This window comes from Kitasatospora atroaurantiaca, from assembly GCF_007828955.1.
In the GTDB taxonomy this organism is placed as follows: Bacteria; Actinomycetota; Actinomycetes; order Streptomycetales; family Streptomycetaceae; genus Kitasatospora; species Kitasatospora atroaurantiaca.
In genome coordinates, this window is record NZ_VIVR01000001.1 from 766,174 (window position 1) to 792,511 (window position 26,338).

Annotated in this window: 21 protein-coding genes and 1 pseudogene; 10 read left to right on the top strand and 12 right to left on the bottom strand. The window is 69.4% G+C overall.

What is annotated here, in order from left to right; all coding sequences use genetic code 11:
* Positions 1 to 273: 273 nt before the first annotated feature.
* On the bottom strand, positions 274 to 819 hold the full coding sequence (locus FB465_RS03520; protein ID WP_145787502.1) for a hypothetical protein: 546 nt from the start codon (positions 817 to 819) through the stop codon (positions 274 to 276).
* 147 nt (positions 820 to 966) lie between these two features.
* Here FB465_RS03520 and FB465_RS03525 point away from each other — a divergent pair, with 147 nt between their 5' ends.
* A complete protein-coding gene (locus FB465_RS03525) occupies positions 967 to 1,335 on the top strand; it encodes a hypothetical protein (RefSeq protein WP_145787504.1) in 369 nt (122 codons plus the stop codon).
* A 34-nt stretch (positions 1,336 to 1,369) separates the two neighbouring features.
* Here the strand turns inward: FB465_RS03525 and FB465_RS03530 are convergent.
* The 5 genes and pseudogenes from FB465_RS03530 to FB465_RS03550 all read right to left on the bottom strand — a co-directional run bounded on the left by FB465_RS03530 (position 1,370) and on the right by FB465_RS03550 (position 7,529).
* Positions 1,370 to 2,244 (bottom strand): IS5 family transposase gene (locus FB465_RS03530; RefSeq protein ID WP_425461120.1). Its coding sequence is split into 2 segments (ribosomal slippage): positions 1,370 to 1,896 and positions 1,896 to 2,244, totalling 876 coding nucleotides; the frame shifts between segments, so codons are not numbered across the junction.
* Positions 2,226 to 3,416, bottom strand: coding sequence for a serine/threonine-protein kinase (locus FB465_RS03535; protein WP_145787508.1), 1,191 nt, complete (start codon positions 3,414 to 3,416; stop codon positions 2,226 to 2,228). Before FB465_RS03535 ends, FB465_RS03530 begins: the two co-directional genes overlap by 19 nt.
* A gap of 392 nt (positions 3,417 to 3,808) precedes the next feature.
* Positions 3,809 to 4,171, bottom strand: a pseudogene (locus FB465_RS36615) (glutathione S-transferase family protein); the annotation flags it as partial.
* Between the two features lie 568 nt (positions 4,172 to 4,739).
* Positions 4,740 to 5,759, bottom strand: coding sequence for an LLM class flavin-dependent oxidoreductase (locus FB465_RS03545; protein ID WP_145787510.1), 1,020 nt, complete (start codon positions 5,757 to 5,759; stop codon positions 4,740 to 4,742).
* 276 nt (positions 5,760 to 6,035) lie between these two features.
* Positions 6,036 to 7,529, bottom strand: a complete 1,494-nt coding sequence (locus tag FB465_RS03550; protein WP_246192479.1) for an arabinofuranosidase catalytic domain-containing protein — start codon at positions 7,527 to 7,529, stop codon at positions 6,036 to 6,038.
* A 464-nt stretch (positions 7,530 to 7,993) separates the two neighbouring features.
* On the opposite strand from FB465_RS03550, the gene FB465_RS36620 reads away from it, so the two are divergent.
* Positions 7,994 to 10,441, top strand: coding sequence for an RNA polymerase sigma factor (locus FB465_RS36620; protein WP_246192480.1), 2,448 nt, complete (start codon positions 7,994 to 7,996; stop codon positions 10,439 to 10,441).
* A 57-nt stretch (positions 10,442 to 10,498) separates the two neighbouring features.
* Here FB465_RS36620 and FB465_RS03560 read toward each other — a convergent pair whose 3' ends face one another.
* From FB465_RS03560 to FB465_RS03570, 3 genes are all read right to left on the bottom strand, one after another.
* Positions 10,499 to 10,951 (bottom strand): YbhB/YbcL family Raf kinase inhibitor-like protein, encoded by a 453-nt coding sequence (locus FB465_RS03560; protein ID WP_145787515.1) that lies wholly within the window; start codon positions 10,949 to 10,951, stop codon positions 10,499 to 10,501.
* Positions 10,952 to 11,068: 117 nt separating this feature from the next.
* The gene (locus FB465_RS37845) at positions 11,069 to 13,039 is read right to left on the bottom strand and encodes a SpoIIE family protein phosphatase (RefSeq protein ID WP_425461121.1); all 1,971 of its coding nucleotides are present in this window, start codon (positions 13,037 to 13,039) and stop codon (positions 11,069 to 11,071) included.
* The gene (locus tag FB465_RS03570; protein ID WP_246192481.1) at positions 12,957 to 15,101 is read right to left on the bottom strand and encodes a SpoIIE family protein phosphatase; all 2,145 of its coding nucleotides are present in this window, start codon (positions 15,099 to 15,101) and stop codon (positions 12,957 to 12,959) included. Before FB465_RS03570 ends, FB465_RS37845 begins: the two co-directional genes overlap by 83 nt.
* Positions 15,102 to 15,448: 347 nt before the next feature.
* Between FB465_RS03570 and FB465_RS03575 the strand changes: the two genes are divergently transcribed.
* Genes FB465_RS03575 through FB465_RS03585 form a run of 3 tightly spaced genes read left to right on the top strand, consistent with a single transcriptional unit; the run spans position 15,449 to position 19,013 of the window.
* Positions 15,449 to 16,267 carry a hypothetical protein gene (locus tag FB465_RS03575; protein WP_425461122.1) on the top strand — a complete coding sequence of 273 codons (819 nt, stop codon included), beginning with the start codon at positions 15,449 to 15,451 and terminating at the stop codon, positions 16,265 to 16,267.
* Positions 16,268 to 16,278: 11 nt separating this feature from the next.
* On the top strand, positions 16,279 to 18,246 hold the full coding sequence (locus tag FB465_RS03580) for a fumarate reductase/succinate dehydrogenase flavoprotein subunit (protein WP_145787520.1): 1,968 nt from the start codon (positions 16,279 to 16,281) through the stop codon (positions 18,244 to 18,246).
* Positions 18,243 to 19,013 (top strand): succinate dehydrogenase/fumarate reductase iron-sulfur subunit, encoded by a 771-nt coding sequence (locus FB465_RS03585; RefSeq protein ID WP_145787522.1) that lies wholly within the window; start codon positions 18,243 to 18,245, stop codon positions 19,011 to 19,013. The genes FB465_RS03580 and FB465_RS03585 overlap by 4 nt, the downstream gene beginning before the upstream one ends.
* 47 nt (positions 19,014 to 19,060) lie before the next feature.
* Here the strand turns inward: FB465_RS03585 and FB465_RS03590 are convergent, their stop codons facing one another.
* Complete coding sequence (locus FB465_RS03590; RefSeq protein ID WP_145787524.1) at positions 19,061 to 19,810, bottom strand: hypothetical protein; 750 nt, start codon at positions 19,808 to 19,810, stop codon at positions 19,061 to 19,063.
* Between the two features lie 248 nt (positions 19,811 to 20,058).
* The gene (locus FB465_RS03595) at positions 20,059 to 20,898 is read right to left on the bottom strand and encodes a hypothetical protein (RefSeq protein ID WP_145787526.1); all 840 of its coding nucleotides are present in this window, start codon (positions 20,896 to 20,898) and stop codon (positions 20,059 to 20,061) included.
* 131 nt (positions 20,899 to 21,029) lie between these two features.
* On the opposite strand from FB465_RS03595, the gene FB465_RS03600 reads away from it, so the two are divergent.
* The 5 genes from FB465_RS03600 to FB465_RS03620 all read left to right on the top strand — a co-directional run bounded on the left by FB465_RS03600 (position 21,030) and on the right by FB465_RS03620 (position 25,805).
* On the top strand, positions 21,030 to 21,809 hold the full coding sequence (locus tag FB465_RS03600) for an amino acid ABC transporter ATP-binding protein (RefSeq protein WP_145787528.1): 780 nt from the start codon (positions 21,030 to 21,032) through the stop codon (positions 21,807 to 21,809).
* 30 nt (positions 21,810 to 21,839) lie between these two features.
* Positions 21,840 to 22,685, top strand: a complete 846-nt coding sequence (locus tag FB465_RS03605) for a glutamate ABC transporter substrate-binding protein (RefSeq protein ID WP_145787530.1) — start codon at positions 21,840 to 21,842, stop codon at positions 22,683 to 22,685.
* A 92-nt stretch (positions 22,686 to 22,777) separates the two neighbouring features.
* A complete protein-coding gene (locus tag FB465_RS03610; protein ID WP_145787532.1) occupies positions 22,778 to 23,443 on the top strand; it encodes an amino acid ABC transporter permease in 666 nt (221 codons plus the stop codon).
* Entirely contained in the window at positions 23,440 to 24,369 is a 930-nt protein-coding gene (locus FB465_RS03615) for an amino acid ABC transporter permease (RefSeq protein WP_145787533.1), read from the top strand. The genes FB465_RS03610 and FB465_RS03615 overlap by 4 nt, the downstream gene beginning before the upstream one ends.
* 227 nt (positions 24,370 to 24,596) lie before the next feature.
* The gene (locus FB465_RS03620; protein WP_145787535.1) at positions 24,597 to 25,805 is read left to right on the top strand and encodes a glycosyltransferase; all 1,209 of its coding nucleotides are present in this window, start codon (positions 24,597 to 24,599) and stop codon (positions 25,803 to 25,805) included.
* Positions 25,806 to 25,859: 54 nt separating this feature from the next.
* Here the strand turns inward: FB465_RS03620 and FB465_RS03625 are convergent, their stop codons facing one another.
* Positions 25,860 to 26,333 carry a TIGR00725 family protein gene (locus FB465_RS03625; protein ID WP_145787537.1) on the bottom strand — a complete coding sequence of 158 codons (474 nt, stop codon included), beginning with the start codon at positions 26,331 to 26,333 and terminating at the stop codon, positions 25,860 to 25,862.
* Positions 26,334 to 26,338: the final 5 nt, after the last annotated feature.

Below are 26,338 nucleotides of genomic sequence, written 5' to 3' on the forward strand. Positions count from 1 at the left end.
GAAGGCTGGGAAGAAGGGCAAGGAGGCCCGTCGCGCCGAGCTGAGCGCAGCCGTACAGCGGGCACTTCTGGTACCCACTGCACTGGCGGAACGAGCACTGCCGTCCGCTCCCAGGCACCCGGAGTCCAAGCCCGCTCCAGCGAGCCATCGATGCCCGGTATCCGTCACGTGAGGGTCGGCCACGACCGCCTGGTCGTCACGGGCCGTCCCGGGTCATCCGCTGAGTGACAGCAGTTGCAGCGCGGGCATCGGAGACGTTCCAGCACCTCTTGGTCAACCCGCCGAAGGGATCCACCACTGCTGGGATTTGTTGCCTGGTGTGCAGGTCTCCATGGTGACGCCCCTGCCCGCGCCGTTGTCGGTCAGGCAGGTCGAGCTGTTGTAGTCCTTGAGGTAGACGCTGCCCTGCGTGGGAGCACTGCTCACCGTCCATCTGTACATGACGCTGAATCCCGGCGAGAGTTCGACGCTGTGGTCGGTGCTCTGCACCAGGGACGGCTTGCTCATGTTGCAGGGATAGAGGCTGTACCAGCCGCCCGGGTCCGGGGCCGAGCGCATCCAGCCGTAGGCGGTGTTACGGCCCATCACGGCGTCGGTGCCCCCGGCCAGGCTGTCGGAGGCCAGGCCCAGCCGCAGGCCGCTGCCGACCCCGGTGATGTAGCCCCAGCCACTGCCGCCGCAGCCTTGCGGCGCGCTGGTCCCCCCGGGGGTGGTCGCGGGAGGCTTGGTGGTGCCCGGAGCCGGGTTGTTGGCGGGCGGCTGGGTGGTGCCCCGGGTACCGCCGACGGCTCCCCCGACGGCGCCGCCCTGGGTCGGCACCTGGTTGCCCGGCTGCTGCCCCGGCGTGGTCTGCGGACTGTTGGGGTCACTCGGCGCGGGGGACGGCGTGGGCGTACCGCTAGGGTGCGTTTCATAAGCGGTCGCCCGCTGATCTCCGCAGCATGATCGGCCAGTACAGTCGCCGTCATGGCAACACCGGTACTGCGGGCGATTGAGTGGGACGGGACGTCATGGGACGACCCGTCTGACGACCAGCTGCACGATCTGCTGGCCGACATGAGCCTGACCTGGCGATTTGTCGTTGTCCAGCGGCTTTACCTCGAACCCGTCGGCCAGCACTACATGCAGGTCTATCTCAACGACGACCTCAGCTACCAGGTCGAATACCGCGAGGGTGGCCCAGACAGGCACTTTCACGCCCGGGTGCCGCGCAAGCACGAGGTGTTCGCCGTGGAGCCCGTTGCCGAAGTGCTTCAGGACTGGGCCCGGGGGCGGCCGGGCTGGCGTGAAGCTCTTCCCTGGGCCCCGTGGCCACCGGTGGAACCAGCGCGATGAACCTCGTGCGGCGCGATGCGCGCCACGCGGCCCCTCACAGCCACTCGTTGATCGCCGCGATGACCACGGTGGCTTCGTAGCGGACGGCGAGTTTGTCGTATCGAGTCGCGACGGCCCGGTGTCTCTTGAGGCGGTTGATTCCGCATTCGACAGCGTGGCGTTCGCGATAGTCGGCCTTGTCGAACTTCGGTGGCCTGCCGCCGCGCATGCCGCGCTTCTTGCGGTTGCGGATCTGGTCGGTCTTCTCCGGGATGGTGCAGCGGATGCCGCGTCTGCGCAGGTAGGCGCGGTTCGCGCGAGAGCCGTATGCCTTATCCGCGCGGACCTTGCGAGGCTTGGTGCGCGGGCGTCCCGGACCGACGCGCGGGACGCTGACGCGGTCGAGCACATTCTGGAACTGCGGGCTGTCATGGCGGTGGCCAGCGGTGATGACCAGGGACAGCGGCTTCTGCCCCTGCTCGACCGCGAGGTGGAGCTTGGTCGTCAGTCCGCCCCGGGAGCGTCCGAGTCCGTGGTCGGCCGGTTCGGTGTCGACGCCGCCGGGCGGTTCTCGTTGAAGAGCCCCTTTTTCCGGGCGCCGGCGGCGTGCTGGTGTGCGCGGGCGACGGTGGAGTCGACGCTGACATCCCAGGTGATCAGCCCGTCGGCGTCGGCCCGGGCCTGGAGCTGTTTGAGGATTCGCTTCCAGGTCCCATCGCGCTGCCAACGCCGGAACAACCCGTAGACGGTTTCCCACTCGCCGTACCTGATCGGCACGTCCCGCCACGGCGCACCCGTCCGTGTCCGCCAGCGAATGCCGTCTATCAGCTGCCGCTTGGACCAGACCGGAGGCCGTCCCGGCTTCTTCCCCACCGGCAACAACGGCTCCAGCCTGGCCCACTGTGCGCTCGTCAGATCCCCACGTCCCACACGGTGATCATTACAGAGCTTGATCGACTTCTGAAACGCACCCTAGTACCGCCCTGTCCGGCTGACGCCGTGCCAGAGCTGACCGGGGCCCTCGAGCCCGACGGCTGCTGGCCGGTGCCCTGGGCGTGGGACTGCCACGGGGTCCTGTCGATCAGCACGGCGGTGCCGACCCCGACCGAGATCACCACCGGGATGACGATCGGGACGACCAGCCGGCTTCGCCGCCGCTGCGGCGGCTGGTCGGGGACGGTGCGGGGCGTCTCGGCCTGTGCCGGGTCGCGCCGCACGGGCGCGGGCACGGTGGCGATCACGTTGGGTTCGCGCACCGGCTCCCCGGCGCCCGGTCCGGCGGCGGCCGCGCGGGCGGCGGCGGCCATCGCGGCGGCGTTCGGGAAGCGCTCGGCCGGGTCCTTGGCGAGGGCGGTGGCGACGAAGTCGCGGACGGCCTGCGGGAAGGAGTCGGACAGCTGCGGGGCGGGCTGCTGGATGTGCTTGAGCACGATCTCCAGCACCGTCTCGCCGGTGAACGGGAGCTGCCCGGTGAGCAGTTCGAAGCAGACCACACCGATCGAGTACAGGTCGGAAACCGGGGTGGTGCCTTTGCCGTCGGCCTGCTCGGGGGCGATGTAGAGGGCGGTGCCGAGCACCGAGTTGGTGGTAGTGATCTTCGTCCCGGCCATCGCGTGGGCGATGCCGAAGTCGGTCACCGTGACGCGGCCGTCACTGCGCAGCATCAGGTTGGACGGCTTGATGTCGCGGTGCACGATCTCCCGCTGGTGGGCTGCGTGCAGCGCGTCCAGCGCGTCGGCCATGATGCCGAGCGCCCGGGCGGGCACCATCGGGCCGTCCACCGTCAGGACGTCGTTCAGCGGCTTCCCGTCGATGAACTCCATGACGATGTAGGCGATCCGCTCGTCCGAATCCTCGACCGGCTCGCAGTAGTCGTGCACGTCCACGATGCCCGGGTGCTTGAGGGTGGCGAGGATGCGCGCCTCCCGCCGGAACCGCTCGGTGAAGCTGCGGTCCTCCAGCAACCCGGGGTGCATGAGCTTGACCGCGACCTGCCGCCCCAGCACGCCGTCGTCCGCGCGCCAGACATCGCCCATGCCCCCGCCACCCACGCGATCGGTGAGCGTGTAGCGCCCACCGAGCACGGTCCCCCGACTCCACATACCGGCCCCCTTGCCATGACCTGTCACTGACAGGCCCTCAATTTCGGGCCACAGTCTGCCAGACCACGAACGACGTGGGCCCCCAGAGCCCCGCAGCGTCAGGACATCCGGTGCCGGGGCCGCCGCGTGATCGGCCCCGACCGGGGCGGCCGTCCACGACAAGGCGCGGACGGCCGCCCCGGTCGCCGTTTCCGGACCGCGGCCCCGGGTGGCCGTACGCCCGGTCCTGCCCGTACCGCGGCAACCACCCGGCGGCCGTCCTCTGCCGCAGGTGACAGCCTCACGGTCGGCCGGACAGTGCCACTCCCCCACTCAGCCGGACTGCCGCATCCGCCCCTGAGCGTGCTCCGCCCAATCCACGATCTGCATCGCCGCTCCGGCAGCCTCCTGCGGAACCGCCGGGCCAGGTCGGTGAGGATCTCGGCGGGGTCGGTACTGACGATCCGTCCGCTCCAGCCGTCGCTGAGCACCGGCGCCTCCGCCGGCCCGGGGTGCTGGTGCGAGCTCGCCTCGTACAGCGGTCGCAGCGCCAGATACCCGTCGTCGCCCGCGTCCGGCAGCGCCGGCAGCAGGGTCACGGGAAGGGTGCCGTCGAGGCCGAGCAGGCTGTGGGTGACGGCGATCTGCAGACCGTGCGGACAGGAGAGCGCGAGGTGGAGCCGGTAGCGGTGCGGCACGGGGTAGTACCCGCTGCGGGCGTCGTGGCCGATCCGTCCTCGGAGGGAGGGCACGACGGACGTGAACGAGGCGGACATGAGTCTCCAGGCTTCGGACGTACGCGGACGCGCGTACAACGGACCGGGTGGGGGTGAAGGGCGGAACTCAGAGATGCGACTGCCCGATGCGGGCTCAGATGAGAACGGCCGCCGGGCCGCGGGGAGCAAGCGCTCCTGCCATGCTGCTGCACACCCGCTGCAGATCGATGTGGCGACGGCACGTCAGCATCGGGAGCAGCCGGACGGCGTGAGCCACGCCGTCGATGACCGGCTCCGCACGCCTCACGGCTCTCCCGCCTACGTTCGAGGATTCCCGCTTCGGAGTCTCATTCCGCTTCCGCGCCACGTCAAGGTTGCCGGTGGAAGAGAACGGGCCGTCCCGCATGATGGGACGTCACGTCTCGCTCGCGTGGGGCCGGTGGACTCGGCTCGCAGATGGCTCCACGCGGCTGTCGGCAGAGTTTCGGAGGGGCGGTACGCCGACGCGTTGCTCCCGAGCTCGGAGATCAAGCGGGAGGGTCTGCCGAGGACCGACCCGTGGCAGGGGTCCGACGACACGTCAGGAGCCCTGCCGGACATTGCCGGGGCTCCTGACCGTGGCGGCGGCTCAGAGCGCCGGCTGCCAGCCGAGTGCGGGGGCGAGACCGGTGGCGATGTCGGTGAGGATCTGCACGTAGTCCTCGTAGTCGAAGGTGAACGGCAGCGCGAAGACGACCTCGTCGACCTCCCGGAACGCAGCGTGGGCGTACAGCCGTTCAGCGATCTCGGCGGACGTCCCGACCAGGTCCGGCGCGAACACCGTCCGCGCCGGTCCCTGCGGGGCGGCGGTGCGCGGGGTCCGGTTCCGCACGTACTCCCGGTACTTCGCGCGCTGCTCCGCCGAGGCACCGTCGGTGGGGATGACGACCAGCCCCTGGGAGACCCGGGCGCGCGCGCCCTCGGGGTGGTGCGCGCGGAAGGCGGAGATCTGCGAGCGCTGGATCTCGGCGAAGTCCTCCGACTCCTCCGCCCGCACCACGTTGCTGGTCAGCAGGCTCAGTCCCTGCTCACCCGCCCACCGGGCCGAGCGCAGGCTCCCGCCGCCGTACCACATCCGGCTTGCCAGGCCGGGCGCGACGGGCTGGACCCGGTCGGAGTACACCTCGATGCCCTCGATCCCGCTGAAGTCGGTGGCCGGCTCACCGCGGACGAAATCCAGCAGCCGCCGAACCCGCTCGTAGCCGAAATCCTCGGCCTCGGCGGTGTCGGGGTAGAGCGCGGAGGCGACCCGGTCGTAGTGGCCGGGACGTCCGACGCTGATGCCGGGGTTGAGCCTGCCACCGGACAGAAGATCGGTGGTCGCCAGATCCTCGGCCAGCCGCAGCGGGTTCTCCCACCCCAGCGGAATGACCGCGGTGCCCAGCTGGATGCGGCTGGTGCGTTGGGAGGCCGCCGCCAGCACGGCGACGGGAGAGGATATCCCGTACTGCAGGTGTCGGTGGCGCACCCAGGCGCTGTCGAATCCCAGCTGCTCGCCGAGTTCGATGAGCCGGAGCGTCGACTCGTGTCCCTGGCCGGGGTCGGCCGGGTCGAACAGCCCGATGGTCAGGAATCCCAGCTTCCGAAGGGGCTGCGAGGGCGACGGCACCGTTTCCTCCGACCTCCGCGACCGGCTCGGCACCGAGCGCCGCGGTTCGACTTTCACGGCCCGGATTCCGGTCACCGGACGTCCGACCCACACTCACACACTGGTCAGCGGCGCTCAAGTGCCTCATCGGAAACGCAATCCGGGGCAACACTCACGTGACATCCCTGCTCCGCAAGTCGGCCGGCAGCATGCCGAGGGGCGGTTCGAGGCGCCGTCCGCACACTTCTCGCGGACGGCGCCGCTCTCATCCTGGCAGTGCCCTGTGCTCACGCCACGTCAGGGCGCGATGTTCCACTGCTGGCAGGTGTTGTCGAGCTGGGCCCACTGGCGGACCACTGTCCCGTTGGCCGTGCCGCAGTTCTGCACGTCGAGCACATTGCCGTTGCCGACATTGCTGATGGTGTAGTGGCTGCCGACCGAGGTGACGTCCCACTGCTGGCAGACGTTGCTCAGCGAGGCCCACAGCTGTACGGCCGTGCCGTTGTTGGACCCGCAGTTCTTGGAGTCGAGGACTGTCCCGCTGTTGACGTTGGTGATGGTGTAGTGGCCGTTGCCCGCGCTGGAGAACTTCCACTGCTGGCAGGTGTTGCCGAGCGAGGTCCACTGGTCGATCGCGGTGCCGTTGGCGGTCCCGCAGTTCACCGCGTCCAGGACCTTGCCGCTGTTGACGTTGGTCAGCCGGTACGCCGTGCCGGCAACCGGGAAGTTGCGGCTCGGGGTGGTGTAACCGACCGAGACGATGTTGGCCTGGACGGAGTTGTCGGCCGCATCCGTCGGGTAGCCGGCGGTCATGACGCCTTCGAAGAAGGAGCCGTCGGATCCGTTGCTGTCGTCACCACCGGTGCCGAGGACAATGGCGCCCTCCCGGTGCATCGGGGTGTAGCCGCCGAGGTTGGGAAGCGCTCCGGCGTACTCGGTGGTCAGGCTGCCCGACTGCGCGTTGCCGTCCTTGATCGCGTAGGTCGTCGTGCCGTTGTTCTTCAGCAGGGCCGTGACGAAGGTACTGGCGTTGCCCTTGTTGTTGAGGTCGGAGCCGTTTCCGCCGGCGAAGAGCCCGTTCTCGAGGTCGGCCTGGACCCAGGGGCCGGACCCGGAACACGGAGAGAACCAGCACTCCGTACCGAAGTTGATCGCGTCCATGTGGCCGTTGCCGGTGTCCAGGCCGTTCGTCTCGGCGTTGCCGTAGTCGAAGCAGCACCGGTTGTTCACGTGGTTGCCGGCGGTCACCATGTAGGCACCCTGCGGCGCACTGCCGGTGGGGACACCCGTCGTACTGTTGTTCCGGTAGCCGACGCCGGCCGACACCCAGACGCCGTAGACCGAGTGGCCTCCGACCGTCACCGGCAGCGCGTTGGCGATCGCGCCGACGTCCTGTCCGCCGTTGCCGCCCGGTCCCTCGATGGTGAGGTGGTTGTGCTGGGAGCTCTGGTCGTAGATCTCGGTGATGGTGCACACCGTGCCGGAGCAGAACGAGTCCTGCGCCGCGGCGTTGGCGTAGCCGCCCGCGGCGAGCGTGCCGATGTTGGTCGTCGCGCCGTCCGACGCCCGCTTGACCTGGTACAGGGCACCGCTGTACGTCGCGAAGAGCGCTCGCGTGGTGCTGTGCGCGGCGACGCAGGGCGCGCCGGCGGCAGCGTAGATGTCGCACGGGAGGGACGACGCAGCCTGCGCCGTGCCTGCCGTTCCGACCGTACCGACCATCATCCCGAGGACGACCGCCGCCGTGGTGCCCGCGGACAGCAACGCCTTTCTCAGGCGCCGAAGTTGCATCCGAACGATCAAGGTGATCCACATCCGTTTCGATAGGCGTGGTGGGTGGGAACCGCGTCAACGAGCCGGCTCGGCGCTGACGGGAGGCGCATGTTAGCGCTAACAATTTGCTCTGGCCGCCTGCACGCAGATCTGGGGAGGAAGAGTGCACGGCGAGCGGCTCGGTGGCCATCACTATGAGTCGACCGCCGGGTTGCGTCAAGGTTTCCGACGCATAAATGTTAGCGTTCACATCGAGCCATCGGCGAGTGTCGAGCCGCCTGCCGCGAGATGCGGATGAGGAAGCACGCCGGAGCGGACGGTGCCGCGTCCGCCACGTGAGGGTCGATCGGGGCGGGGTGGGCCGAGCCGCAAATAGTGTCGCTGTTTCTGTTTTCCGGCAGGTCTCCCGGCCGTCTCCTGTGTGTCCGAGAGGATCACGCGCGGTTCGGCGCGTGTGTCGGTCGACTGGCGAGGGAGCGCAGATGCAGGCTGTGGATCGGAACGGGGGTGCCGAGCAGGCGGCGCTGGTGGTGGCGGCTCAGCGCGGGGACCGGCGGGCCCTCGACGAGCTGACGGCCGGCTGTCTGCCGCTGGTCTACAACATCGTGGGGCGCGCGCTGGACGGGCACCATGATGTGGACGATGTGGTCCAGGAGACGCTGATGCGCGCCGTGGACCGGCTCGGCGATGTGCGTGATCCGTCCGCGTTCCGAGCCTGGTTGGTGGCGATCGCCGTACGGCAGGTACGTGACCGGTGGCGGATGCGTCAGGCGCGGCCGGCCGCATACGGGCCGGGCCTCGATGCTCCGCCGGACGCGGCCGATCCGGGGGCGGACTTCGTTGATCTGACGCTCCTTCAGCTCGAACTGTCCGATCAGCGCCGGGAGACCGTGCTCGCCACGCGCTGGCTCGACCCGGACGACCGCGACGTGTTGGCGCTGTGGTGGCTGGAAGCCGCAGGCGAGTTGAGCCGGGCGGAGCTGGCCGGTGCGCTGGGGCTCACGGCCGGGCACGCCTCGGTGCGGGTGCAGCGCTTGAAGTCCCGGTTGGAGACGGCCCGCACGGTGGTGCGCGCGCTGGCCGCCACGCCGCCGTGCGCCGATCTGGCCGGGCTGGCCCGCCGATGGGACGGGCGACCGTCCTCGGCCTGGCGCAAGCAGTTCGCGCGACACACCCGGGAATGCGTCATCTGCGCCGCGCACTGGCAGGGCCTGGTCCCCACCGAGCGGCTGCTGGCGAACTTTGCCCTGGTAGCAGTACCGGCGCTGCCGGCGGCCAAGTGGACCACGACCGCGCTCTCCGCGGCTCCGCCGAGCACCCCGTCCGCCCCGTCCGCAGTGGCGAAGCAGACCGTCGCGAAGCGGGCCGTCGCGAGGCGGGCCCGTACCCGCAGCGGGAGCCACGCCGCCCGATCGGGCCGGCTCGCCTCGCATGCGGGGGCGAAGCTCGTCGGCGCCGCCATGGCGCTGGCTGTCGTTGCCGGAACGGGCATGGTCTACGCGGTTTCCGGCCCCGCACCCCGGAATGTGGCCGCCACCACGGCGCCGACGCCGCCCTGGGCCGACACCCCTGAGCCGATCACCAGCGGTTCCAGCGCATCGTCGCCGTCGCCGTCCTCGTCGCCGTCGGCCTCCGCGACCGCCTCACCTCCAGCGGGTCCCGCCGGCACGTCGGCTGCGCCGGGTCTGACCGTCTCGAAGCTGGGCCTGCCCAGCTCGCTCTCCTATCTGACTCCTGGCTACAACCAGATGCCGGAGTGGACGCGTGTCGACACGGAGGTGGCCCCGGACGGGTCGGTGCGGGTGGCGTGGCCGTCGGCCGACGGAGTCCATGTCACCTCGCTCTCGGCCTCGTTGGAGCGCCGCGGCCCCGACACGGTGGTGCCCGGCGCCCGGGAGGTCGGCGGGCTGGTGGCGCACGACGACGGCTTCGCGCTGCTGACCAGAGTCCCGGACGGCAACAAGTGGGGAGAGACGGCCGCCGCGCTGATCCGCTACAGGAACGGCACCCTCGCCTTCAGCACGAAGCTGACCGGCACCGCGAGCAACGACACCGCGCCCGGGCTGGACGGCCAGTTGAAGTGGGACGGCAGCCGGTACGGCGCGTACTTCGTCGTGCACGGCGCGGGCGGTCCCGCCGACGGGCACTTCGGCGACAAGCTCGCCTACGTCAGCGCCTCCGGTGGCTCGCTGCCCGGCGGCTGGAACTGGGGATGCAGCCACAACGAAGGCATCGCGCTGTACCCGGAGCCCAACCGGCCCTTCACCTCCCTGTGCTTCGACGACTGGCGCTCCGGACTGTTCGTCAGCACCGGGATCGGCGCTCCGGACGAGGCCCCGGTCGTGCAGCGGGAGAAGTGTTGGGCCGGTTACTGCGGCGGAACCTTCCCGGGGCGGGCCGGCAACCTGGTGAAGTCCTCCTCCGGGCAGTACGCGACGGCGTTCGCGTCACGAGGAGCCGCGTCTGCGGTCAAGAACAGCGCCGACAGCAGTGGGCGCGGTTGGTCGGTGAGCGCCCGCACCGACACCCACCAGGTGGCGGTCGCGTTCCTGAAGAACGGCTCGACACCGGCCGGCAAGCCGGTGCTGCTGACCGACGAGGCCGGCGCGGACCACGTGAACGTACGCATCGCCCCGTACGGCAAGAACCGGCTCCTGGTGTCCTGGGAACGTGTCACCGGCGCCACCTGCAAGGACGGTTCCTGCACCGGTACGTTCGCCGGAACTCACCTGCGGGTGATCGACTGGTCCGGCAATGCGGTCAGCGCGGATCGGGTGGTGGACGCCCGGATCGCCGGGGACATCGCCGTCCTGCCGGACGGCAGCCTGGCGTGGGCCTTCGCCCAGGCCACGCCCGACTACAGCGCCCCGATGTCCTCGGGTGCGTCCCCGGCCACGAGCACGCTGTCGATCGCCCGGCTGAGCGGCTGAGACCGCCGACAGCTCAGCGCGGCGAGACCCCTGTTCGCGGCGCAGAGTGAGACGTGATCAGCGCTGGTAGGTGCCCACAAGTGTGCCACTGGCCAGTTCCCGCCCCTTCAGGGCGCGGTGCACCGCGTCGACGGTCGGCCGGCCGTGCAAGGGGAGCGGCTCGGACACGGCGTACAGGCGGAAGAAGTAGCGGTGTGCGCCGCGCCCCGGGGGAGGCATCGGCCCGCCCCAGCCCGTCCGTCCGAAGTCGTTGGGCCACGAATGGGCGCCGACGGGTGTCTCGCCCTCCGCCACGCCGAGGCTTTCCGGGTTGATGCCGGTGACCAGCCAGTGCAGGAACGTCCCTCCCGGGGCGTCCGGGTCCTCACAGAACAGGACCAGCTCTGCGGTCCCGTCCGGCGCCGCCGACCAGGTCACGGGAGGCGAGACGTCCTCCCCCTCGCCGCTGTATCGGCGGGGGATCGCCTGGTGGTCGTTGAACGCCGCGCTGCTGAGCTCGATTCGAGTCATGAGGCCGCTGTACCCGGAACGGAAGGGAGGACACCGCTCCTGCGGCCCAAGCACCCGATCAGCCGAGTCCTGGCGGTGATGCCCTCGACACCACCGGGTCCGCCCGCGCGGACGGTGCTACCCGGCCGGCATCTTGGGGAGCCGCTGCTCCGCCCAGATGATCTTGCAGGTGGGCGTGTACCGAGTACCCCAGTGTTCGGCGAGCTGAGCGACGAGGAACAGCCCGCGTCCGCCTTCGTCCGTCGTGGCGGCGTAGCGCAGATGCGGGGAGGTACTGCTGGTGTCCGAGACCTCGCAGATCAGGCTGCTGTCTCGAATCAGGCGGACCTGGATCGGTCCGGTGCCGTAGCGGATGGCGTTGGTGATCAGCTCGCTGAGGATCAGTTCCGTGGTGAACACCAACTCGTCCAGCCCCCACTCGGCCAGCTGCCGCTCGGCCGCGGCCCGCGAACCGGCCACGGCGGCAGGATCGAACGGCACCTCCCACTGGGCGACCTGCTGATCCGTCAGCGCGCGGGTGCGCGCAACGAGAAGGGCGACATCGTCCTTCGGGTAAGCGGGCAACAGCGCGTCCAGCACCACATCGCAGGTTTGCTCCGGCGTCCGGCCGGAGCCGGCCACGGCGCTGCGCAGGAGTTCGAGGCCGAGGTCGATGTCGCGGGTGCGGTCCTCGACGAGTCCGTTGGTGTAGAAGACCAGCTGGCTGCCCTCGGGCAGCTGCCGTTGCACCGTCTCGAAGGGCAGGCCCCCCAGACCGAGCGGCGGGCCCGCCGGCAGGTCGAGGTACTCCGCCGTGCCGTCGGGCTGGACGAGCACGGGTGGGAGATGGCCGGCCCGGGCCAGGTCGCAGCATCGCGACACCGGGTCGTAGATCGCGTACAGGCAGGTCGCTCCGGCGATCGAGGCCTGGCCGCTCGCGGCAGCCTCGTCCTTGTCGATCCGGCCGACCAGTTCGTCGAGGTGGGCGAGGAGATCGTCGGGGGGCAGGTCCAGCATGGAGAAGTTGTGCACCGCTGTCCGCAGGCGACCCATCGTGGCAGCGGCGTGCAGTCCGTGCCCGACGATGTCTCCCACCACGAGCGCGACGCGGGTGCCCGGCAACGAGATGACGTCGAACCAGTCTCCGCCCACCCCTGCCTGCGCGGGCAGATAGCGGTAGGCGACATCGAGGGCGTTCTGCTCCGGCAATCCGCGCGGCAGCAGGCTCTGCTGCAGGGTCACGGCCATGGTGTGGTCGCCCGTGATGGCCGAGACGATCTGCTCGTGGGTGGCGTACTTCGTCTCGAAGAAGCCGCTGTTGCGGCCGAGGCGCAGCACCGCGACCCGGTCCGCGACCGCGAGCACGTTCTCCAGGTCGTGGCCGACAAGGAGCACGCCGAGGCGCTGCTCACGCAGTCGCTCCACGAGCTCCAGGAACAGGGCGGTCTGCCCGACACCGAGGGCGGCAGTGGGCTCGTCCAGGATCACCACCTTGGGCATGGCGATCAGCGCGCGGGCGATGGCGATCGTCTGACGCTGCCCGCCGGAGAGCGAACCGACGGGGATGCGCACGCTGGGGATCCGGATGGACAGGGCGTTCAGCAGCCTGCGGGAACGCTTCTCCATCTCGACCTCGTTGAGAATGCCGAACCTGCGCAGTTCACGGCCGAGGAAGAGATTGCCGACCGTGTCGAGGTTGTCGCAGAGCGACAGATCCTGGTAGACGGTGGCGATGCCCAGGTTCTGGGCGTCGACCGGCCTGCGCAGGTCGACAGGCTCGCCCTCCCATTCGATCACCCCGCTGTCCGGCGGGGACACCCCGGCGATGGCCTTGACCAAGGTGGACTTACCGGCACCGTTGTCCCCGACCAGGGCGACCACCTCTCCCTCGTTGATTTCGAGGTCGACGTCGCTCAGGGCCTGCACGGCACCGAACCGCTTGGAGATCCCACGCGCGGCCAGCAGGGGAATGCGTGTCATGGAACCAACCTCCTTCCCCGAGCGCGCGGGAGCAATTCCAACGAGGTCAGCGGGGGACGGAACGGACCAGCAGCAGCGCGATGTCGTCGGTGCGGTGCTCGGCCCGCTTGGCCTGGCCGATGAGCGCATCGGCCAGGTGGTCGAGCGGCTCGCCGCCGTGTCGGGCGAGTGCGGCGCCGAGGTCGGCCAGTGACTGGTCGAGGTCGACGCCGGGCGTCTCGATGAGACCGTCGGTGTAGAGCGCCAGGGTGGTGCCGATCGGCAGGCCGATGCAGGTCGCGGGGTACTCGGCGCTGCGGTCGACGTTCAGCATCATGCCGACCTGAGGTTCCAGTGGGTTCACGCGGCCGTCGGGGCTGCGCAGCAGTGGCGCGGGGTGTCCGGCACTGGCCAGCCAGGCCGCTCGACGGACGAGATCGACGCGAAGGCAGACGCAGCTGGCGAGGAGCGCGGTGTCCAGGTCGGCCAGCAGGCGGTTGGTACGGGCGAGCACGAGGCTGGGATCGGAGTCGGCCGTCACGAACGCGCGGACGGCGGTGCGGATCTGGCCCATCAGAGCGGCGGCGTTGACGCTGTGGCCCTGGACGTCACCGATGACGACGGCCACGGTGTCGCGGTCGACGCGGATGATGTCGTAGAAGTCGCCACCGATCTCCATGCCCTCGGTGCCGGGCAGGTAGCGGGCGGTGGTCTCCAGGCCTGGCACGAGAGGCAGGGCATGGGGCAGCAGGTTGTCCTGGAGTCCGTGGGCGAGGCCGAGCTTGGTGTCGTACAGACGGGCGCGGTCGAAGGCCTGGGCGATCAGGCCGCCGAGTGAGGTGAGGACGGCGCGTTCCTCCACGCTGAAGCGGTGCGGCCCGGCGAACGCCAGCACACAGGTGCCGATCAGCCGGCCCGAGGTCACCAGTGGCAGATAGGCCCAGGCGGCCATGCCGTCCTGGGTCTCCTGACGGTCGGGGTAGAGCCGCTCCAGCTCCGCACGGGTCTCGAAGAAGGCCGGCACCGGGTTGGTCGACGCCTGGACGCCGGGCGTGGGCTCGGTCAGCGGCGTCCGGTCGAACTGGTCGATCAGTCCCGGTGGGTAGCCGCGGTGGCCTACCGTGCGCAGCCGGCCGCCTTCGCGCATCAGCACCGCGACGGCTTGTCCCCCGAAGGCCGGCAGGATCTGGTCCGAGACCATGCTCATCACGTCCTGCACGCTGACGGCCTCGGTCAGGGCGGAGGCGAGGTGAAGGATGTGATACAGGGCCCCGGGCCGCGTGTGCACGACCGGCTCGGCGGGCGGTTCACGGGTCGGCAGCTCGTGGTGGGCGCCCTCGGCGGGACTGATGCGTACGGTGAGTCCGGAGGCGTCCGGGTAGAGCTGGAAGGACAGCCACCGGTCCGGCGGCCGCATCGCCACGAACGACGTGGACTGCCCGCCGATCACCGCCGCCCGGTAGTGGTACTCGTACACGGGATCGCGGAGCCATGGCAGCGCGGCCCACGGCTTCGCGCCCAGAAGTCGCTCGACGGGCTCCCCCAGCTGCTCGGCCGCGGTCGGTGTGACGGCGGCCAGCCGACCGTCCAGGTCGATGCCGCACACGCCCTCCGGCAGCCGCGCCACCATCGCGGTGAGCGGGTCCCCGGCATCGTTCTCCGCGGTGACCGCCGCAGGGCGCGGGCCGGGTCGAATCCGATGGCCAGCCTCTGCCGCCCACGCCAGCGCCCCGGCCAGCTCCGAGGCGAGCACCGTGAGCTCATGGCGTTCGCTCGGCGACAGCTCCGGTGGATGCGAAGCGGGCCAGAGCAGGAAGACGACCCCGTACGTGGTCCCCTGCGCGACGAGCGGGGCGGCCACGAGGCAGAACGCATACGGCATGGCGACCGCGACCCGCGGATACCGGCGCACCATCTCCTCCGCGCCGCCCACCCACACCACGCGGTCGTCGCGCGCCGCGTCGGCGACCGGGATCGGTGCGGCCAGGCCTACGCCCCGCCATGGTCTGGTGAACTCCAGCGCGGCCCCGAGTGTCATTGCCAGCTCGAGCAGCTGCCGGTCGTCCGACAGCAGGTAGAGCCCGCCCATGTGTGTGCCGAGCCGATCGGGTGCCGTCCGCAGGATCGCCGCCACCACGTCGAGGTCACCCTCGGTCACCGGCGCGGCGCCCCCACGTCCGGTCTGCGAGGATGCGGGCCCTGACGTGCTCACCGCAACCACCTCATTCGAGCCGACGGGTGACCTGCACGGCCTTGTTCCCATACTGGCCCGTCCCGGTGCCGGATGTCCCGCCTGGGGTCGGGTAAGAGCGGGCCGGCGGCCGGAATTCAGAGGATTGCCGGCCAAGCCGACGATCCGGCCGGCCGGCCGGCAACTCCAGGACATCAGCGGCCGGAGGGCGCGCGACACCGCGAACGGGCCCGCAGAACACTCGCTTGGCGCAGAGCGCGCGGAAGCGCCCCCGGCGCGCGCAGTACAGACCCATCCTGACGGAGGCCTTCCACGTATTGTGAGCCACGCCACACTCGGGATCCCGCTTTCCGGAACAGAGGGCAATGGTGAGTACGGAGACAGGACGACCGGCCGACACCGGCGTGCGCGGTCCGGGCCGGGCCGCCATTCCGCAGCGCCAGCTGCGCACGGACCGCTGGTGGCTTCCGCAGCTGGCGACGGCCGTCGGCCTGCTGGCGTTCATCGGCTACTCGACCTGGCGGGCGTTCGACGGGGTGTACTACTACGCGGCGCCGTACGTGTCCCCCTTCTACTCCCCCTGCCTGGCGGCGAACTGCGTGCCCGTACGCGGCGGTGCCGACTGGGCACTGTTCGGCGACTGGTGGCGACTGTCGCCCGCGCTGCTGGTGCTGATCTTCCCCTTGGGCTTCCGGCTGACCTGCTACTACTACCGCAAGGCCTACTACCGGGCCTTCTGGTCAGCTCCCCCGGCCTGCGCGGTGGCCGAGCCGCACGCCCGGTACACCGGCGAGAGCCGTTTCCCACTGATCCTGCAGAACCTGCACCGCTACTTCTTCTACGTGGCCATCCCGTTCGCCACGATCCTGACCTACGACGTCGCGCTCGGCTTCCGGAACGCCCGCGGCGAGTGGGGACACGCCGGGCTCGGCAGCTTCGTCCTGCTCGGGAACGTCGCACTGATCTGGGCGTACACGCTCTCCTGTCACTCCTGCCGGCACATCGTCGGCGGACGGCTGAAGCACTTCTCCAGGCATCCGGTGCGCCATCGGCTCTGGCAGTTCGTCGGGCGGCTGAATGTCCACCACATGCTGCTGGCCTGGCTCTCACTGGCCTCGGTCGGCCTCACCGACCTCTACGTGTACCTGGTGGCGTCCGGCGCCTTCGCCGACCCGAAGCTCTTCTGAGAGGAGGCTGAATGACCGAGGTGGAGCGGCACTCGTACGACGTCGTGGTCGTGGGCGCCGGCGGTGCCGGGTTGCGGGCCGCGATCGAGGCCCGCGAGCAGGGGCTGCGGGTCGCGGTGATCTGCAAGTCGCTGTTCGGCAAGGCGCACACGGTGATGGCCGAAGGCGGCATCGCCGCCGCGATGGCCAACGTCAACAGCAATGACACCTGGCAGGTGCACTTCCGGGACACGATGCGCGGCGGGAAGTTCCTCAACAACTGGCGGATGGCCGAGCTTCACGCCAAGGAGGCGCCGGACCGGGTCTGGGAGCTGGAGGCCTGGGGCGCGCTGTTCGACCGCACCAAGGACGGGCGGATCGCCCAGCGCAACTTCGGCGGCCACGAGTACCCGCGTCTCGCCCACGTCGGGGACCGGACCGGCCTGGAACTGATCCGCACACTCCAGCAGAAGGTGGTCTCGCTCCAGCAGGAGGATTTCGCGTCGTCCGGCGACTACGAGGCCCGGCTGAAGGTCTTCCAGGAGTGCACTGTCACCCGCATCCTGAAAGAACGCAGCCCCAAGAACGGTGACCGCGTGGCCGGTGTCTTCGGCTACGTCCGGGAGAGCGGCCGCTTCTTCACCGTCGAGGCCCCTTCCGTCGTCCTGGCCACCGGCGGGATCGGGAAGTCGTTCAAGGTCACCTCCAACTCCTGGGAGTACACCGGCGACGGCCATGCCCTCGCCCTTCTCGCCGGTGCGAGCCTGCTGCACATGGAGTTCGTCCAGTTCCACCCCACCGGCATGGTCTGGCCGCCGTCCGTCAAGGGCATCCTGGTCACCGAGTCCGTCCGGGGCGACGGCGGGGTGCTGCGCAACAGCGACGGCAAGCGCTTCATGTTCGACTACGTCCCCGAGGTCTTCAAGGGCCAGTACGCCGAGACCGAGGAGGAGGCCGACCGCTGGTTCACCGACCAGGAGCACAACCGCCGACCGCCCGACCTGCTCCCCCGCGACGAGGTGGCCCGGGCGATCAACTCCGAGGTCAAGGCAGGCCGCGGTACGCCGCACGGCGGGGTCTATCTGGATGTCGCCGGCCGCCTTCCCGCCGAGGAGATCATCCGGCGGCTGCCCTCGATGCACCACCAGTTCAAGGAGCTGGCCGACGTCGACATCACGCGCGAGCCCATGGAGGTCGGCCCGACCTGCCATTACGTGATGGGCGGAGTGGAGGTCGACCCCGACACCGCCGCCGCACCCGGCGTCCCTGGACTCTTCGCGGCCGGCGAGGTGGCCGGCGGGATGCACGGCTCCAACCGCCTCGGCGGCAACTCGCTCTCCGACCTGCTGGTCTTCGGCCGCCGCGCCGGCCTCCACGCGGCGCGGTACGCCACCGGGCTGACCGAACGTCCGGCCATCGACGAGGCCCAGGTGGCGGCGGCCGCCAGGGAGGCAGTGGACCCGTTCGACGAGGCGCGCACCGGCGACGCCCCCGCCGAGAACTCGTACGGCCTGCACCAGGAGCTCCAGCAGACCATGAACGACCTGGTCGGGATCATCCGCCGGGCCGACGAGATGACGCAGGCGCTGGACCGGCTCGCGGTGCTCAAGGCCCGCGCCGCCCGCGCCGTGGTCGAGGGCCACCGCCAGTTCAACCCCGGCTGGCACCTGGCCCTGGACCTGCGCAACATGCTGCTGGTCTCCGAGTGCGTGGCCAAGGCCGCGCTGCTGCGCAAGGAGAGCCGGGGCGGCCATACCCGGGAGGACTGGCCCGGGATGGACCGCGACTGGCGCAAGGTCAACCTCGTGTGCACCTACACCGGCGACGGCATCGACGTCGTCCGGAAGGAGAACGGGCAGATCCGGGCCGACCTGCTGGCCCTGTTCACTCCTGAGGAGCTGGCCAAGTACCTGACCCCCGCGGAAGTGTCCGCCGCGACGCCCCGACCACGACCCCGAGCCGGCGAAGCGCCCGAGCCACAGAAAGGAGCCGACCAGTGACCGACCAGGCCACCTTCCGGGTGTGGCGCGGCGACTCCACCGGCGGCCGCTTCGAGTCGTACCAGGTCGAGGTGCACGAGGGAGAGGTGGTACTCGACCTGGTGCACCGACTGCAGGCCACCCAGGCGCCGGACCTCGCGGTCCGCTGGAACTGCAAGGCCGGAAAGTGCGGTTCGTGCAGTGCCGAGATCAACGGGCGGCCGCGCCTGCTCTGCATGACCCGCATGTCCGCCCTGCCGCCCGACGAGCCGATCACGATCACTCCGCTGCGGGCCTTCCCGGTGATCCGGGACCTGGTGACGGACGTGTCCTTCAACTACGCCAAGGCCCGCGAGGTCCCCGGCTTCATCCCGCCCCCCGACCTCAAGCCCGGCGAGTACCGGATGCAGCAGGAGGACGTCGACCGCTCGCAGGAGTTCCGCAAGTGCATCGAGTGCTTCCTCTGCCAGGACACCTGCCACGTGGTGCGCGACCACGAGGAGAACAAGGCCGCCTTCGCCGGACCGCGCTTCCTGATGCGGGTCGCCGAGCTGGACATGCACCCGCTGGACGCAGCCACCGAGGCCGGGCTGGACCGCAAGGCCACCGCGCAGGAGCAGCACGGCCTCGGCTACTGCAACATCACCAAGTGCTGCACCGAGGTCTGCCCCGAGCAGATCAAGATCACCGACAACGCCCTGATCCCGCTCAAGGAGCGGGTCGTCGACCGGAAGTACGACCCGCTGGTCTGGCTCGGCAACAGGATCGGCCTGCGCCGGAAGGACTGACCGGGCATCACGACCCGGGCATCCACGGCGAGCAGAGGCCCGGGCTCTCAGCCCGCTGCAGGTTGCGCGGAGCTCGCGCGCCGCGGGAGCACCGTCCTGGTCCGCTGGAGGGCTCCGATCTCCACCGCCGCACCGATCCAGGCGGCACCGAAGGCCCATACCGACAGCGACTCGCAGATGTACAAGGGCGTGATCGTCCAGTCCTCGCCCCAGCGGGTCACGCCCGCCACGACGGAGAGCGCCAGGAAGAGGAGGATGAGTACCCCGGTGATCAGGTAAGAGCGATTGACCGTTCGTTTGGCGCTGATCGCCGGATCTCTGAACGACCATAGGCAGAACATCGCCAGCGCGGAGAGCAGTACACCGGCGAAGATCAGATGAAGTGCTCCGATTGTCGACTGGAATTCCGTTGCCCCCCTCGGTGCGGTCGGAAAGAGCGCGACTCCGATCGCGAAAACTCCGGCCAGCGTGCTCCAGAAGTCATCGCGCCTGTTGTAGCGATAGCCGATCAGAAACACCCCGAGCGCACACAGGCTGCCGACGAAGATGTTGCGCGTGCTCGTGTAGTAGGCGCCACTCATGGAGGCCGGCAGGATCTCTGTGCGGTGTCCGAGCTGGACGAAGATCCAGTTGCCGAGCGGCAGCGCCACCGGCAGGAGGATGCCGATGATGCCGACGCCGAGGCGAAGGCGCTGCACGGTACGTGTGTCCTGGCCGACTTGAGGGCCAATCGTGGGGCGCTGCCGCCTCTCGGTGGACGAGACACCTGTGGCGCTGCCGCTGTCTTCACTGGTCATGCAGAAGTCCCCTCAGCGAATTCCGGACCCGCTGGCTGTGATTCGGAGTATGCCCTCCCAGCCGTCCGGCTAACGTGAGAGACGTGTACGGACGACCTCCCCGGGGAGCAAACTGATGCGCCACCAGCTGGCGATCTGTGATCGTCGCAGGATCGCATCGGGCGATTCATGGATTACCAATGTCGTTACGGACCAATGGGCGCCTGCACCACCCCTGAACCAGCATCAGCAGCGGCCCCGACGGTTGGTCAGGGGCGCTCGAAGATCTGGAGTGCGCCGCCGACCGAGAAGCACAGTGCTCCGGTAAGGGTCCCCCAGTTGGCGATGTCGACGTTGACCAGGCTGCCCGTGGCCGGGCGGGTGAAGGCGGCCAATGCCGAGACCATGAACAGCACGGAGCCGAGCTGGTTGACCGCGACGATCCACCAGCCGAGATCTCGGGCGCGGACGCAGGGTCGGCCATGGCAGATCTCGACGAATCCGAGATGCCCGGAGATCAGGAACAGCACGCACCCGATCACGTCAGGCGCCCAGATCAGGCGGTTCACCTGCTGCACCGAGAGCCCCTGCAGGAACGAGTCCAGCAGGTTGATCGCGAACACCAGAGTTCCCACGAACAGCACGAAAGCGCTGAGCCAGCCGATCCGCAGCGGCTCGTAGCTCCACCACCTCCAGCCGGCTGCGTCCGGCGAACCGGTTTCGCTCTCGTGACGAGGGGCGTTGATCGCCTGCAGCAGCGATGCGTAGCCACCGGTGTTGAAGAACAGGCCCCCCGCGAAGTAGATCGCGGCGCTCTCGGTCGCGTCACCGGAACCGAACTGAGCAACCCCAGCACCCAGAGCGAAGAGGGCCCCGCCGATCATGAACGCGATGGCGGCGATGACGTTGAGGCGGCCCAGCCGGGCACGCGCGACGTCGTCCGCAAGCTGCAGCCTGGCTTCCGCCTCCCCCGCGGCCCGGACGGAGACCACCCCGCGCTTCCGTGCGAGGCGGGACTCCCAGACCGTCACGCGGCCCCCGGCGCCGCGCCAGGTGAGCCGGGTGACGAACGGTCCGGCTCCCTCAGCTCGTTTCTCGGGCTGGCTCACGTGCGGAGCATAACGCCGCACGTGAGTCGTCGCGGTGCACGAAACATCCCGTCTTAACCCGGTACGCGGCCGGATGGTCACATCCCGCTTTCGGCGTGCGGCTTCCTTGCGGAGGAAGGACCATGAAGCCGATGAGCGGAGTAACCGTGACCAAGGACATTCCCACCCCGGCCACGGGCGATCTGGTCGTGCTCAGCAACGTCAACAAGCACTTCGGCGAGCTCCATGTCCTCCAGGACATCGACCTGACCATCGCCCGTGGCGAGGTTGTGGTCGTTATCGGGTTGTCCGGGGGCGGGAAGTCGACACTGTGCCGCGCCATCAACCGCCTGGAGACCATCGACTCCGGCGAGATCTCCATCGACGGGAAGCCCCTGCCCGCCGAAGGCCGTGAGCTGGCCGCGCTGCGGGCCGATGTGGGCATGGTCTTCCAGTCCTTCAACCTCTTCGCGCACAAGACCGTGCTGCAGAACGTGACGCTCGGCCAGGTCAAGGTCCGCCGGAAGGACAAGAAGGCCGCCGAGGAGCGGGCGCGCCGGCTGCTGGACCGGGTGGGTGTCGCCTCCCAGGCGGACAAGTACCCCGCGCAGCTCTCCGGTGGCCAACAGCAGCGCGTCGCGATCGCCCGCGCGCTGGCCATGGACCCGAAGATCATGCTCTTCGACGAGCCGACCTCCGCGCTCGACCCCGAGATGATCAACGAGGTGCTGGAGGTCATGCAGCAGCTCGCCCGGGACGGAATGACCATGGTCGTCGTCACCCACGAGATGGGATTCGCCCGTTCGGCCGCCAACCGCGTGGTGTTCATGGCGGATGGCCGGATCGTGGAGGAGACAACGCCCGATCAGTTCTTCAGCAACCCGAGCAGCGAGCGGGCCAAGGACTTCCTTTCGAAGATCCTTCACCACTGACGGGGACCCTTGAGCACCAGGGAAGATCACATGAAGCTTCGTAAGGTCACTGTCGCCGCCGCCACCACGCTCGTGCTGGCTCTGACCGCCGCCGGCTGCGGGTCCGACGGCGGTGGCACGAGCAGCGGCGCCAGCAGCAGCGCCGGCAAGAAGATCACCGTCGGTATCAAGTTCGACCAGCCCGGCATCGGCCTGAAGACCCCGGACGGCAAGTACACGGGCTTCGACGTCGACGTGGCCACGTACGTCGCCAAGCAGCTCGGCCATAATCCCGGCGACATCGTGTGGAAGGAATCCAAGAGCGCCGACCGCGAGACGCTGCTCCAGCGCGGCGACGTCGACTTCATCGCCGCCTCGTACTCGATCACCCCCGCGCGCGAGCAGAAGGTCGACTTCGCCGGCCCCTACCTCCTGGCCCACCAGGACGTCCTGATCCGCGCGGACGACAACTCCATCACCAAGCCCGCAGACCTGAACAGCAAGAAGCTCTGCTCGGTCACCGGCTCCACCTCGGCGCAGAACGTCAAGACGAAGCTCGCGCCGAACGCTCAGCTGCAGGAGTACGGCGGCTACTCGGAGTGCCTGACCGGCCTGGAGAACAAGGTCATCGACGCCCTGACCACCGATGACTCGATCCTCGCCGGTTACGCCGCACAGGAACAGTTCAAGGGCAAGTTCAAGCTCGGCGGCTTCAAGATGAGCAACGAGAACTACGGCATCGGCGTCCCGGAGGGCAGCGAACTCAAGGCGAAGATCAACGCCGCCCTGGAGAAGATGGTCAGCGACGGCTCCTGGGACGCGGCCGTCAAGAAGAACTTCGGCCCGGCCAACTATCAGAACGAGCCCGCACCGAAGATCGGCGTCATCGTCAGCTGAAGCGGGTGACCCACGGCGCGCCGCCCTCGAGGCGGCGCGCCTCGCCCTTCCCTCACGCGGAAGGCTTCACTCACGCGAAAGGCCGGGAGACCGTGTTCGACTTTCTCGAGGGTTACAACCTGCTGGGGGCCTTCTGGGTGACGGTGCAGCTCACCATCTACTCCGCCATCGGCGCCCTGATCTGGGGAACCCTGCTGGCTGCCATGCGCGTCAGCCCGGTGCCCCTGATGCGTGGCTTCGGCACCACCTACGTCAACGTGGTCCGGAACATCCCCCTCACCGTGATCATCGTCTTCACCTCGCTCGGCCTCTTCCAGACGCTCGGCGTCACTCTCGGCGCAGACACCTTCAAGACGATCAACTTCCGGCTCGCCGTGCTCGGTCTGATCGCCTACACCTCGGCGTTCGTCTGCGAGGCGCTGCGGTCCGGCATCAACACGGTGCCCGTCGGTCAGACGGAGGCGGCGCGTGCCATCGGCCTGAGATTCCCCCAGGTGCTCATGCTCATCGTCCTTCCGCAGGCCTTCCGTTCCGTGGTGGGTCCGCTGGCGAACGTGCTGATCGCCCTGACCAAGAACACCACCGTGGCCGCCGCGATCGGTGTGGCCGAGGCCGCGGCGCTGATGCGGGAAATGATCGAGAACGAGGCTCAGCTCATCCTCATCTCCGCCATCTTCGCGTTCGGATTCATCTGCCTCACCCTCCCGACCGGGCTGTTCCTCGGCTGGGTGAGCAAGAAGGTGTCGGTGAAGCGATGAGCCCGCCGTCCGTCCTGTACGACGCCCCGGGGCCGCGTGCCAAACGGCAGAACGTGCTGTTCACGGTGCTGTTCCTGGTCGGTCTCGCCGCCCTGATCTGGTGGGTGGTCCAGAGCCTCGCGGACAAGAACCAGCTCGAATGGATCAAGTGGAGGCCCTTCTTCACGGACGCCGGCGCCTGGCAGACCTACCTCCTGCCAGGGCTCAAGAACACGCTCATCGCCGCCTCGCTGGCCATGGTCATCGCGCTGCCGCTCGGAGCGCTGTTCGGTATCGCCCGGCTCTCCGAGCACCGATGGGTGCGGGGTGCGGCCGGCACCGTCGTGGAGTTCTTCCGCGCCATCCCGGTGCTGATCCTGATGCTCTTCGCGAACGCGGCGTACTACGAGTACACCGACGTCAGCCCCGACAGCCGGCCGCTGTACGCCGTGGTCACCGGTCTCGTCCTCTACAACGCCTCCGTGCTCGCGGAGATCGTACGAGCCGGGATCCTGTCCCTCCCCCAGGGCCAGGCCGACGCGGCCAAGGCGATCGGCATGCGCAAGAACCAGGTCATGCGGTACGTGCTGCTGCCGCAGTCGGTCACCGCGATGCTGCCGGCGATCGTCAGCCAGCTGGTGGTCATCGTGAAGGACACCGCGCTCGGCGGCGCGCTGCTCGGCTTCTCCGAGCTGCTGGCGTCGGTCCGCCCGATGAGCGCGAACTACGGTGCGAACACCATCGCCTGCTTCACCGTCGTCGCGGTGATCTTCGTCGTGCTGAACTTCGCGCTCACGTCCTTCGCGAGCTGGTTGGAAGGCAGACTGCGGCGCGGCAAGAGGTCCACCGGCGCGGTCGTCGGCGCGGACGCGGTCGAGGAGCTGGCGACACCGGGCGAGCACGTGAGCCATGACGATCTCGGCGGAGCGGGCGGCAGCGGATCATGAACGCGTCGGCCCATGACGACCGGCCACGACGGCCGAGCTCGGGGACGCCGGGGTGACCATGGATCAACCGGTCATCGTGCGGGAGACGGTGGGGCGCGGGCAGGTACCTGGGGACAACTCTCCCACTTGAAATCTATAGCAAGCAGGGGGTCTTGCCGCAAGGCCCCCATATCGGGCGAAAATCGGCTCCCAGGTGCCGAACGCCTGGCGCAGGACGGGAGCGAGAGATGCGTTTTCTGTTGTCCACGATCGGGTCGCGAGGAGAGGTTCAGCCAGTGCTGGCGCTGGCCGTGCATCTGAAGGAACTGGGGCAGGAGGCCGTGGTGTGTGCGCCCCCTGACTTCCAGGAACGGGCCCAATCCCTGGGGGTCGCATACGCGTCTGTCGGACCCGAGCTGCGCGGCACCGCAAAGCGGAGCGCCGGAACGATCCCCACACCCGAACAGCGGCGCCAGATGATCGAGGGCACGGTCGCCGCGCAGTTCGAGGCGGTCGGCGCGGCCGCCGAGGGCTGCGACGTCATCGTGGGAGGCGGAGCGCTGGCTGTCGCCGCTCACTCGGTGGCGGAGCAGCGTGGCATCGGCTACGTCTATGCCGCATTCGCCCCGATCACGCTGCCGTCCGCGCATCATGCGCCGCCTGTCTTCGGCATGCTCGGAGACAAGCAAACGGACGGGGCGGTCGACAACCGTACGCTCTGGGCCGAGGACGCCGAACGTTGGAACACCCTGTGGGGCGCGGCTCTTGACGGTCGCCGCGTCGCCCTCGGGCTGCCACCGGTCGAGGACGTGCGCAGCCACATCTTCACCGGCGGCCCGTGGCTGGCCGCAGACCCCACGCTGGCACCCTGGCCGAAGCCGTCCGAGCTGGACGTGGTTCAGACCGGAGCCTGGGTGCTGCCGGACAGGCGGCCGCTGTCTCGCGAGGTGGAGACGTTCCTGGATGCCGGCGAACCACCCGTCTATTGCGGATTCGGCAGTGTTCGCGCGCCGGAAGGGGCCGCCAGGACGGTGATCGATACGGCCCGCGCGCTCGGACGGCGCGTGATTCTGTCAGGCGGCTGGGCCGACCTGTCCCTCGTGGACGACGAGCCCGATTGCCTGTCGATCGGCGAGGTGAACCAGCAGGCGCTGTTCCAGCGGGTCGCCGCGGTGGTGCACCACGGCGGCGCCGGCACCACCACCGTCGCCGCGGCATCCGGCACACCTCAGGTGATCATCCCGCAGATGTTCGACCAGTTCTACTTCGCCCGCCGTGTCGACCGGCTCGGCATCGGCAGCGCACACCCGACCAGCGAACCCACCGCCGACTCGCTGCTCCCTGCCCTCAACCATGCCCTCGACACCGAGGTGGCGGACAGGGCCCGAACCGTCGCCGGTGAAGTGCGCACCGACGGTGCCTTGACCGCCGCCCGGAGACTGATCGAAATGCAGTAGAAGTCCGCCACTGAACTCCCCGAGGGCGACCGCATCGCCCTACCCGCCGCCGTGTCAGCCCTGGCCGGCCAGGGCGAGTCGTACGGCCGCCGCCGGGCTGTCGGCCACGACAAGGCCCGGAACGGCTTCGCCCCGCGCGTCGGAGATCTGCCAGCCACCGAGACCGACGACCGGGTTGACGCCTCGTCGCATGGCCATCGCCACTTCGGACAGCGTCCCCCACGATCCGCCAACAGCGATGACCGCATCCGCGGAACCGACCAGGACGCTGTTACGGGCCTGGCCCATGCCGGTTGCGACGGCAGCGGTCAGGTGGGGCGAGGCCCCGGACCGGTCGGCCCCGGAGAGGATGCCGATGACGAGGCCGCCCACCCCGGCCGCACCCTCCGCGGCGGCGGCCATGACACCGCCGTAACCCCCGCAGAGCACAACCGCGCCCGAGCGCGCCAACAGTGCACCGACCTCCCGGGCGGCCGCTTCCTCGGCCGCAGTGCACTGCGCGGGCCCGCATACCGCAACCTGGATCATCGCTG

Excerpts from the sequence above, each read along its gene's own strand:
- FB465_RS03525 (WP_145787504.1), top strand. The coding sequence starts at position 967 with ATGGCAACACCGGTACTGCGGGCGATTGAGTGGGACGGGACGTCATGG.
- FB465_RS03535 (WP_145787508.1), bottom strand. The coding sequence starts at position 3,416 with ATGTGGAGTCGGGGGACCGTGCTCGGTGGGCGCTACACGCTCACCGAT.
- FB465_RS03550 (WP_246192479.1), bottom strand. The coding sequence starts at position 7,529 with ATGCAACTTCGGCGCCTGAGAAAGGCGTTGCTGTCCGCGGGCACCACG.
- FB465_RS36620 (WP_246192480.1), top strand. The coding sequence starts at position 7,994 with ATGCAGGCTGTGGATCGGAACGGGGGTGCCGAGCAGGCGGCGCTGGTG.
- FB465_RS03560 (WP_145787515.1), bottom strand. The coding sequence starts at position 10,951 with ATGACTCGAATCGAGCTCAGCAGCGCGGCGTTCAACGACCACCAGGCG.
- FB465_RS37845 (WP_425461121.1), bottom strand. The coding sequence starts at position 13,039 with ATGCGCTCATCGGCCAGGCCAAGCGGGCCGAGCACCGCACCGACGACA.
- FB465_RS03580 (WP_145787520.1), top strand. The coding sequence starts at position 16,279 with ATGACCGAGGTGGAGCGGCACTCGTACGACGTCGTGGTCGTGGGCGCC.
- FB465_RS03590 (WP_145787524.1), bottom strand. The coding sequence starts at position 19,810 with ATGACCAGTGAAGACAGCGGCAGCGCCACAGGTGTCTCGTCCACCGAG.
- FB465_RS03600 (WP_145787528.1), top strand. The coding sequence starts at position 21,030 with ATGAGCGGAGTAACCGTGACCAAGGACATTCCCACCCCGGCCACGGGC.
- FB465_RS03605 (WP_145787530.1), top strand. The coding sequence starts at position 21,840 with ATGAAGCTTCGTAAGGTCACTGTCGCCGCCGCCACCACGCTCGTGCTG.
- FB465_RS03615 (WP_145787533.1), top strand. The coding sequence starts at position 23,440 with ATGAGCCCGCCGTCCGTCCTGTACGACGCCCCGGGGCCGCGTGCCAAA.
- FB465_RS03620 (WP_145787535.1), top strand. The coding sequence starts at position 24,597 with ATGCGTTTTCTGTTGTCCACGATCGGGTCGCGAGGAGAGGTTCAGCCA.
- FB465_RS03625 (WP_145787537.1), bottom strand. The coding sequence starts at position 26,333 with ATGATCCAGGTTGCGGTATGCGGGCCCGCGCAGTGCACTGCGGCCGAG.